This window comes from Dyella sp. (genome assembly GCF_036384435.1).
Lineage (GTDB): Bacteria > Pseudomonadota > Gammaproteobacteria > Xanthomonadales > Rhodanobacteraceae > GSA-30.
The window spans coordinates 1-9,779 of sequence record NZ_DASVMI010000024.1 but is presented as its reverse complement, the minus strand read 5'-3'; the positions used below and the strand labels follow the sequence as shown (position 1 = coordinate 9,779).

At 60.7% G+C, this 9,779-nt stretch carries 11 protein-coding genes and 1 riboswitch; all 11 genes read left to right on the top strand.

Going from position 1 to position 9,779, the window contains the following annotated elements:
- The coding region (gene minC, locus VF436_RS01990; protein ID WP_330902298.1) for a septum site-determining protein MinC at positions 1-237 on the top strand (237 nt) is incomplete at its 5' end.
- A 61-nt stretch (positions 238-298) separates the two neighbouring features.
- Positions 299-1,114, top strand: a complete 816-nt coding sequence (gene minD / locus VF436_RS01985; RefSeq protein WP_330902297.1) for a septum site-determining protein MinD — start codon at positions 299-301, stop codon at positions 1,112-1,114.
- 5 nt (positions 1,115-1,119) lie between these two features.
- Entirely contained in the window at positions 1,120-1,392 is a 273-nt protein-coding gene (minE, locus tag VF436_RS01980; protein WP_330902296.1) for a cell division topological specificity factor MinE, read from the top strand.
- A 43-nt stretch (positions 1,393-1,435) separates the two neighbouring features.
- Entirely contained in the window at positions 1,436-1,933 is a 498-nt protein-coding gene (locus VF436_RS01975) for a hypothetical protein (protein ID WP_414649798.1), read from the top strand.
- A 386-nt stretch (positions 1,934-2,319) separates the two neighbouring features.
- Positions 2,320-3,414 (top strand): glycosyltransferase family 9 protein, encoded by a 1,095-nt coding sequence (locus VF436_RS01970; protein WP_330902295.1) that lies wholly within the window; start codon positions 2,320-2,322, stop codon positions 3,412-3,414.
- Between the two features lie 75 nt (positions 3,415-3,489).
- Positions 3,490-3,566: riboswitch (Fluoride riboswitch) on the top strand.
- Positions 3,567-3,636: 70 nt separating this feature from the next.
- A complete protein-coding gene (gene crcB, locus VF436_RS01965) occupies positions 3,637-4,023 on the top strand; it encodes a fluoride efflux transporter CrcB (RefSeq protein ID WP_330902294.1) in 387 nt (128 codons plus the stop codon).
- 92 nt (positions 4,024-4,115) lie between these two features.
- Positions 4,116-5,234, top strand: a complete 1,119-nt coding sequence (cfa, locus tag VF436_RS01960; protein ID WP_330902293.1) for a cyclopropane fatty acyl phospholipid synthase — start codon at positions 4,116-4,118, stop codon at positions 5,232-5,234.
- A gap of 63 nt (positions 5,235-5,297) precedes the next feature.
- Positions 5,298-6,734: an MFS transporter gene (locus VF436_RS01955; RefSeq protein ID WP_330902292.1), complete on the top strand. Its 1,437-nt coding sequence runs from the start codon at positions 5,298-5,300 to the stop codon at positions 6,732-6,734.
- Between the two features lie 452 nt (positions 6,735-7,186).
- Complete coding sequence (locus tag VF436_RS01950) at positions 7,187-7,816, top strand: hypothetical protein (protein WP_330902291.1); 630 nt, start codon at positions 7,187-7,189, stop codon at positions 7,814-7,816.
- A gap of 49 nt (positions 7,817-7,865) precedes the next feature.
- On the top strand, positions 7,866-8,678 hold the full coding sequence (locus VF436_RS01945) for a cytochrome b/b6 domain-containing protein (RefSeq protein WP_330902290.1): 813 nt from the start codon (positions 7,866-7,868) through the stop codon (positions 8,676-8,678).
- A 2-nt stretch (positions 8,679-8,680) separates the two neighbouring features.
- Positions 8,681-9,451 (top strand): molybdopterin-binding protein, encoded by a 771-nt coding sequence (locus tag VF436_RS01940; protein ID WP_330902289.1) that lies wholly within the window; start codon positions 8,681-8,683, stop codon positions 9,449-9,451.
- Positions 9,452-9,779: the final 328 nt, after the last annotated feature.

Sequence of the window (9,779 nt, the reverse complement as noted above, 5' to 3'; positions counted from 1 at the left end):
AACGGAGCCGAGGTGATTGCCGATGGCAGCATCCACATCTACGGCAGCTTGCGCGGCCGCGCCATGGCCGGTGCGCAGGGCGACGAGAAGGCCCGTATCTTCATTTCCGACTTCCGTGCCGAACTGGTAGCCATCGCCGGCCACTACCGCGTATTTGAACAGATCCCGAAGGACCTCGAAGGCCAAGCCGTGCATTGCTGGCTCGATGGTGAAAAACTTCTGATTGCCAAGCTTTGATTTTCAATCTCGATTGATCACCACACATTGATCACTACAAGAATATTCGCGGAGATAAGCCTTGACTGCTGAGATTATCGTTGTCACTTCGGGCAAGGGCGGCGTCGGCAAGACCACCACCAGCGCGTCCGTTGCCACCGGCCTGGCCATGGCCGGCAAGAAAGTCGCGGTGATCGATTTCGATGTCGGCCTGCGTAACCTCGACCTCATCATGGGCTGCGAGCGACGCGTGGTATACGACTTCGTCAATGTCGTGCAGGGCGAAGCCACGCTCAAGCAGGCGCTGATCAAGGACAAACGCCACGAGAACCTGCACGTACTGGCGGCCAGCCAGACGCGCGATAAGGATGCCTTGACCCAGGAGGGCGTGGAGAAGGTGCTTGAGGGCCTATCCGAGGACGGCTTCGACTTCATCGTATGCGACTCCCCCGCCGGTATCGAAAAGGGGGCCCACCTGGCCATGTACTTCGCCGACCAGGCCATCGTGGTCGTCAACCCGGAAGTGTCTTCGGTGCGCGATTCGGACCGCATCCTGGGCTTGCTGGCCAGCAAGACCCGTCATGCCGAGCGCGGCGACAAGCAGGTCAAGCAGCGCCTTCTGCTGACCCGCTACAACCCGGAACGCGTGGCTAAAGGTGAGATGCTCAGCGTCAAGGACGTCGAGGAAATCCTGGGAATCGGCGTGATCGGCGTGATCCCGGAATCGGAGAACGTGCTGGCGGCCTCCAATTCGGGTGTGCCGGTCATCCTCAACTCCGAATCGCTGGCCGGCCAGGCCTATAACGACACCGTCGCGCGTGTGCTCGGCGAAGAGCGCCCGCTGCGCTTCACCGAAGTGCAGAAGAAGGGCTTTCTCCAGCGCGTATTCGGAGGTTGATCGCGATGGGTATTCTCGATTTTCTCAAGCGCAAGCCGGAGCCGACGGCAAACGTCGCCAGGGAGCGCCTGCGTATCATTGTGGCGCAGGAGCGCTCCACGCGCGGCGCGCCGGACTACCTGCCACTGCTGCGCAACGAACTGCTCGAAGTCATCAAGAAATACGTGCAGGTGGACCTGGAAGCCATCAACATCAACGTCGAGCGCGACAGCGGGCACGAAGTGCTGGAGCTCTCGGTCGCATTGCCGGAAAAACCCGAGCCCAAGCCGGCCGGCTGAACATGGGCCGGGCGGTTTCACGCCCGGCCGGTTCCTGATATCCATGACTCATGCTCCCGTAGCACCCGACGTGATGCGGATGGCCGATCTTGGCTTCGCTCTCGCTGCCACCCTGCTTGCACGCTATGGTCTGAGCCTTGAATCCGTGGCCGATGGCCAGCCGATTCCAGGCAGCTACTGGGGCGATGACGAAGCTGGCATCATCGGTCACACCGTCTATGCCCGCGGCGACACACCCGTGCATTCACTGTTGCATGAGGCCGGGCACCTGATCGTCCTGCCGCCCGAACGGCGCGACGCGGTGCATACCGACGCCACCGACTCCATCGAAGAAGAAGACGCTACCTGCTACCTCCAGATCGTGATGGGCGATGCGTTACCCGGTGTCGGTAGCAAACGCATCATGCGCGATATGGATACCTGGGGTTATTCGTTTCGGCTAGGCTCGACGCAAGCCTGGTTCGAGCAGGACGCCGAGAATGCGCGCGAATGGCTGGTGAATAGGGGTTTGTTGTCGGCTGAGGGCGCATTGTGGTTCTAGCGCCGCAGGGGCAAGACCCCGCGCAGTCGTGATGCAAGACGCGACGATGTCGCGGCTCGGAGTTTTTAAAAGCTCCCATCTGCGACTGGAGCCGCTCCTACCAGACAAGGCAGGTTGGGGGCCTGGAGGCAGCAGGCGCGATGCGTGGCGTCGGCGTGATACCTACCTGTGGCATATCTCGAGCTTACCGCCCCGGGTCGGCTGGAATCGGGTAGGCAGGCCGGAGGCCGGATCAGGGGACATACGTGAAGCTCCACTGGGTTTGCGCGGTATCGCTGCTTGCGGTTGCCGCCCCCACCCTTTTGTGCCGGTCCAGCAAACTGCCCCTTACCCCGATCTCCCGAACATGCCACGATTGCCCGCTGTCCGCCCAATGATCCGACGTCGTGCTCAAACGCCTCCGCTCCTCCACTCGCGTCAATGACCAGCGCCGCCGCGTCGCGCAAGGGCTGATGCGCCTGTTCTTCGGCAAGCCCGTCACGCAGAGCAGTGCGCCCCTGCCCACCGCCGGCATCTTCCGCATCCTGGTCTGTCACTACAGCCATACGCTGGGCAATGCGTTGTTACTGACGCCTCTGATCCAGGAATTGGAAGCCACCTATCCTGGTGCGACCATTGATATCGTCACGCGCAGCCAGATCGCCGAGGCGATCTATGGCCAATATTTCAATGTGGACCGCCTGTACAAGCTGCCATCGCATAGCGCACGCCATCCTCGCACCCTGCTGCGCCAGTGGCGCGCTATCCGCCGCAACCACTATGACCTGGTGATCGATCCCGATCCGCAGTCGCAAACCGGACGCCTGCTGCTGTTGCGCGCCGATGCCACGTACAAACTCGGCTTCGACAGCCCCAAGAAAAGTGGCAACGTCACACACGCAGTACCGGTGGCCGATGCGCCAACCAGCAAAGGCAAGCGACCTGTGTTCCTGCTGCGCGCCGCGCTGGGCAAACCTGTGGATGCCCCCTATCCGTATGCCGACCTGCGCCTGAGCGATGCCGAGCGTGCTGCCGGACGGCTGGCATTGCAACGTGTGCTCGGCGCGCGCGCACAGGGGCGACGTGTGATCGGCATCTTCGCCAATGCCACCGGGCCCAAGCTGCTACGCAAGGATTGGTGGTTGCCATTCCTGGAAGCATTCGAAGCGGCAGCGCCCGATTGGCAGTGTGTGGAAATCGTTCCCGCTTTCGGTCGCTCGCTACTGGATTCGCGCTATCCGGCATATTTCTCCAATGACCTGCGCAAGCTGGCCAGCGTACTGGCCTCACTCGATGCATACAGCAGCGCCGACTGCGGCATCATGCATCTGTCCTGCGCCGCACGTACGCCCACCTATGGCATCTTCAATACCACTAATGCCGAGGAATGGGGGCCGTACGGTGGCGATAACCGCATCGTGCATGCCTACGAGATGCCACCGGCAGACGTGGGGCGCAAACTGGCGGCCATGCTCGACTCACATGAGGCGACCGGCGCGTAAACGGGCACGCTCGCCATAGGCGGCGCGTCTTCCCCGCAGCAGCCTCCCAACCCTACAACCTATTTGCTAGCATGCAGCCATCAGGGAGATGGCATGCCTCCCGCTTCGCTCGAAGCAAACCACCCACATGGGTTGATGATGCCTGCACGACCGGGCTTCCGGACGCGCAGGCGTACACGCCTGTTTCCATGGACGCCTATCGACCTTGCCAGGAGACACCTCGTGAATGTCGGCGGTTTTGTTGCGGTAGGCCTGGGCGGCGTCCTCGGCTGCTGGTTGCGCTGGGGATTGGGAGTCCTGCTCAACCCGATTTTTCCCTCCATCCCGTTGGGCACGCTCACTGCCAATCTCACCGGCGGCCTGATCATGGGCTGCGTGCTGGCGTTGTTTGATCACTACCAGACGATCCCCGCGGAATGGCGGTTGTTTGCCGCGACCGGCTTTCTCGGTGGACTGACCACGTTCTCCACCTTTTCCGCGGAATCGGCGAACCTGCTGTTACGTCAGCAATACGCTTGGTTTGCGGCCCATGTAGCCCTGAACCTGGCAGGTTCAATCACACTGACCATTGCTGGCCTGGCGCTTGTACGGGCGATCATTCGAGGCTGAGGCAGCTCCCTGCACGCGATTTTTGCTTTCGTCACGCTAGAGTTTGCTGACGATAATTAGGCTCGGCTTTACCGTTCGACACGAGGCCATGCATGAGCAACGATTCACTCAAGCACCGCGCGGCCGCATTGCTTGAACTGGCTGGCATAGTCATTGACGGCCCAGCACCCACCGATCTTCGTGTCCACGATGATCGCCTGTACGCACGCGTGTTCGCGCATGGATCGCTCGGCCTGGGTGAGGCCTATATGGATGGCTGGTGGGATACGCCCGATCTTGCCGGCATGTTTACCCGCTTGCTCTCCTCACATATCGACGAGGAACTGAAAACACTCGATACTTTGCTCGCACATTTCAAGGCACGCTTCATCAACCGCCAGCGAGGCGAGCATGCCTTCGACGTGGGACGCGTGCATTACGACCTGGGCAACGATCTGTTCCGGGCCATGCTGGGCAAGCGCCTGGTGTATTCATGCGCGTACTGGGCGCAAGCTTCCACACTCGATGACGCCCAGGAAGCCAAGCTCGATCTGATCTGCCGCAAACTGCGTCTACAACCGGGTCAGCGTGTGCTGGACATCGGCTGCGGCTGGGGCGAGGCCTTGAAGTTTGCCGCCGAGCGCTATGGTGTGGAAGGCGTGGGCGTGACCATCTCAGCCGAACAGGCCGAGTTCGCGCGACAGCTGTGCCGGGGTCTACCAGTGGACATCCGCTTGCAGGATTATCGCGAAGTCAACGATAGCTTCGACGCGGTATTTTCAATCGGCATGTTTGAACACGTCGGCGCACTCAACTATCGAACCTTCTTTGAAGTCGCGCATCGGGCGGTCAAAGATGACGGCCTGGTTCTGCTTCATAGCATCGGTAGCAACGGCACGCCATCGCGACCCGATCCATGGATCGAAAAATACATCTTTCCCAACTCAATGATTCCCGCCGCCAGCCAGGTCGCCGAAGCCTTGCAGAATCTCTTCGTAGTGGAGGACTGGCACAACTTCGGCGCCGACTACGACCGCACACTGTGCGCATGGCGCGACAACGTGGACGCCGCCTGGCCCGTGCTCGATGCACGCTACGACGCGCGCTTCCAGCGCATGTGGCACTTCTACCTCGCCGTATCGGCAGCCGTATTTCGCAGCCGTCGTGACCAGCTATGGCAACTTACCTTGAGTCCGCACGGCGTGCCCGGGGGCTATCGCGTGCCCCGTTGACCGGACAAGTTCCCGCGGAACCGAGGGTGGACTCGCCAGCCCGGTCCGGTTAGCCTCGACCTCATGTCACAAGCCATCCCGGACCTCGTCGTCACCGACGTCCCCGCGCGACTGGATCGACTGCGCTGGGGCCGCTTTCATACGCTGGTGGTGTTCGCACTCGGCATCACATGGATTCTCGATGGCCTGGAAGTCACGGTCACCGGCTCCATCGCTGGCGCACTCAAATCCAGCCCGGTCCTGCACCTGAGCGACGAGCAGGTCGGGCTGGCCGCCAGCTTTTACCTGATCGGCGCCGTGCTCGGCGCATTCGGTTTCGGCTGGCTCACCGACAAACTGGGCCGCAAAAAGCTTTTCAGCATTACCCTGGGTCTTTATCTCACCGCTACGGCGCTGACTGCTTTCAGCACCAACTTCTGGATGTTCGCGCTGTTTCGCGCACTGACGGGCGCAGGTATCGGCGGTGAATATGCCGCGATCAATTCGGCAATTCAGGAGTTGATCCCCGCGCGCTATCGCGGCCACACCGATTTGGTCATCAATGGCAGCTTCTGGATCGGCGCGGCGCTGGGCGCGCTCGGCGCAGTCGTGCTGCTCGATTCGCACTGGCTTTCGGCGGAACTGGGCTGGCGTCTGGCCTTCGGCCTCGGAGCGGCGCTGGGTTTGATCATCCTGCTGTTGCGACGCTTCCTGCCTGAAAGCCCACGCTGGCTGATACTGCATGGACGCGTGGCCGAAGCCGAAGCGATCATGAGCCAGATCGAGGCGCGCCTGGGGGTGGCGCCACCGTCCGAGCCGCTGCCGAAACTACGCCTGCGTCCACGCGAACTGGGCCTGGGAGATGTCGCGCGCACGCTGTTTCGCGCCTATCCGCAGCGTACCGCGGTTACCCTTGTACTGATGGCCTGCCAGGCTTTCTTCTACAACGCCATCTTCTTCACGTATGCGCTCGTACTGAGCCGCTTCTACGGCATCGCGGATGATCGCATGGGCTGGTTTCTGCTGCCGTTCGCAGCTGGCAACTTCTTCGGCCCGCTGATTCTCGGTCGATGGTTCGACAGCCTGGGCCGCCGCCCGATGATCGCCATCACTTACGCCATGTCTGGCCTGTTGCTCGCTGCGACGGCCTGGTTGTTTGGCAAAGGCGTGCTGACGGCCCAAACCCAGACCATTGCCTGGAGCGTGGTGTTCTTCTTTGCATCGGCCGCGGCCAGCTCGGCGTACCTGACCGCAAGCGAAAGCTTCCCCCTGGAATTGCGTGCCCTGGCCATCGCCCTCTTCTATGCCCTGGGCACCGCTATCGGCGGCGTCATCGGCCCTTGGCTATTCGGCATTCTGATCGGTAGCGGACAGCGTGATGCGATTGTCGGCGGCTACCTGGGTGGTGCAGCACTTATGCTGATTGCCGCGATCGTCGTGTGGCGATGGGGCGTGGCCGCGGAGCGCAAGTCACTGGAAGAAGTAGCCGCGCCTTTATCGCTGGATGAGGGAAGCGGATGAGAGGCCGCAAGCCCTGAAAGCAGTCAGTACCTCCCAGGCACGCGAAGATTTCCAGGCACGACCTGATCGCCAATGACCTGCAGTCAGGATGCGAGAGCTTGAACGCAAGTCGCATTCGCTGACCATGACGGGGGCGCCGCATAGCTGAGGTGTAACCGTGGAAGGCCTGGGCGCGAATCCTGTGGCATGTACCGGTGATGTGTCTTCGACATGGTGTGTTGTCCACGGTCAGGGCTGTGATACGTCCTGGCGAATGGCTGAAGGCATTGACCAAATATCTACTAGTTGGTAGATTTTCGTCATGAAAACGGCCTGTGCCCCGGTTACAAGAAAAAGCCTAGCCTAACCAAGAATTCGCTTCCTAGCCGTTTTGTGCTGCCTGTTAAAACTTCCAACTAGTAGATAGATGTAAGTATCTTAACGTCGTGATAGACATCGCCCAGGAGAGTCCCATGCACCCGCTCAACCGTTCCAAGCTATTCGCCCTTTGCGCCAGTGCGGCGCTATGTATCGCCGCTGCCTCATCAGCAACGGCCGCCGATGCCACTGACAAAGTGCACGTACGCGGTACCGTCATCGCGCTGACCGGCAACCAGCTCCAGGTGAAGTCCCGCGATGGCAAGCCCGTCACCGTGAGCCTCAAGGACGGCTGGAAGCTCTCGAGCGTCGCCAAGGCCAGTGTCAGCGACATCAAGAGCGGCGATTACGTCGGCATCGCATCGCTCCCGAAATCGGAAGGGGGTGACGGTGCCCTGGAAGTGCTGATCTTTCCGCCCCAACTGAAGGGTCTCGGGGAAGGCAACTACAGTTGGGATCTTAAGCCCCATAGCTCGATGACCAATGCCACCGTATCCGACGCCGTCAAGTCGGTCGACGGCAGCACCGTCACCGTCAACTACCAGGGTCACGATAAGAAGATATCCGTCCGTGACGGCACGCCCGTCGTCACCCTGGCCCCGGCCACGACTGAGGACGTCAAGCCCGGTACGGTCGTCTTCATCCCCGCCGAGAAAGGCGCCGATGGCAGCCTGGTCGCCAATCAGGTCGTTATCGGCAAGAACGGCGTCGTCCCGCCGATGTGATCCATCAACGCTGGCCAGCCATCCAGGCTGGCCAGCAAGGAATTCCCGGATGATCAGTATTCACCGGCATTCACTCACGGTGCGCCTCACCCATTGGCTCAACGTCATCTGCCTCACCGTTCTTCTGCTGAGCGGCTTGCAGATATTCAATGCCCACCCCCGACTTTACTGGGGCAAATACGGTGCCGATGCCGACCATGCGTTTCTGGTCATCGACAGCAAGCCTGATGGCGACGCGCTCCAGGGCTATCTCCAGATCGGACGGCTCCGCCTGGTGACTACCGGCGTCCTGGGCGTTTCCAGCGAAGACGGCAGTGCCGCGGCACGCGCCTTCCCCACCTGGCTCACCCTACCCTCGTATCGCGATCTGGGCACCGGACGTCGCTGGCACTTTTCCTTCGCATGGCTGCTTGTCGTCAATGGCCTGATCTATCTCATTCACGGGTTTCTACGCGGCCACTTTCGCCGCGACCTACTGCCGAGCGGCGAGCAACTCGCTCCCAGGCATTTGTGGCGTGAAGTGATTGATCATGCACGCCTGCGGTTCTCGCATGGCAAGGAGGCACGACGCTACAACGCGTTGCAAAAGCTCAGCTATCTGGTCGTCGTGTTCGGGCTGCTCCCGATGATGATACTGACAGGACTGACCATGTCGCCCGGCATCGATGCAGCTCTGCCCTTTCTGCCGGATCTATTCGGTGGCCGCCCCTCCGCCCGCTCACTGCATTTCATTACGGCTTTGCTACTGGTGGCGTTCGTGCTCGTACACGTATTGATGGTGATCGCATCGGGCCTGTGGAACAACCTGCGATCCATGATTACCGGGCGCTACTCCATAACCGATGACGGGACTGAACCTTGAACATGAACTCATCACGCCGCAGGTTTCTAAGGAGCCTGGCGACAGGTGCCGCGGCCGCCACCCTGGTAGGCTGCGACCGGCTGTCACAGAACAACACCGTGGATTCGCTGTTGCGACAGACCGAAAAGCTCACACGGGGCGCCCAGCGATCGCTGCAAGGGCGCCAGGCGCTTGCGACTGAATTTACCGAGGCCGATCTCTCGCCCGTGTTTCGAGCCAACGGCACGCAAATGCCCGATTCGGACGAGTACGCGCATCTTCTGGAGCGCAACTTCATCGACTGGCGCTTGCAGGTCGGCGGCCTGGTACAGCGCCCCCAAAGCCTGTCGCTGGCCGACCTGAAACGTTTTCCCTCGCGCACGCAAATCACGCGCCATGATTGCGTCGAAGGCTGGAGCGCCATCGGAAAATGGCAAGGCGTGCCGTTGGCACTCGTACTGCATGTCGCCGGCCTCAAGCCCGGCGCGCGTTACGTGATATTTCACTGCGCCGACGAATTGGAACAAACCCTCGACGGCAGCGGCCGCTATTACGAAAGCATCGACCTCGTCGATGCCTATCACCCGCAAACCATCCTGGCTTACGGCATGAACGGCAAGGATCTTCCCGTGGCCCACGGCGCGCCACTGCGCCTTCGCGTCGAGCGCCAACTGGGGTACAAGCACGCAAAATATCTGATGCGCATCGAGGTCACCGACAGCTATGGTGCACTTTTCGGCGGCAAGGGAGGCTACTGGGAAGATCGTGGCTACGAGTGGTATGCAGGGATTTGATGGCGGGAACTTCAGGCCGGCTCAATACGGAGAAAAAGATATCTCAACATCAACGCTGCACCGACCGCTTCCATATCTATGCTTGAATTCTGCAAGATCCCGTTCCATCCCGTTCCATCCCGCGCCACCGTGGTCATGCTCTGAGTCCACAATCCATGTGGCGTCGACCACCACCGCTTTCATTCGATGCGCCATACGACGATTGTCTTAAAATAAGCGGGCTCCATGCTCATGACAGCAGACAAAAGATCTCAAGGATCTCCATAGCCAGAGGTATGAGATAAGGCAACCCGGCCCCTTGCTTGATGAGCATCCTCAAACCTCCAGT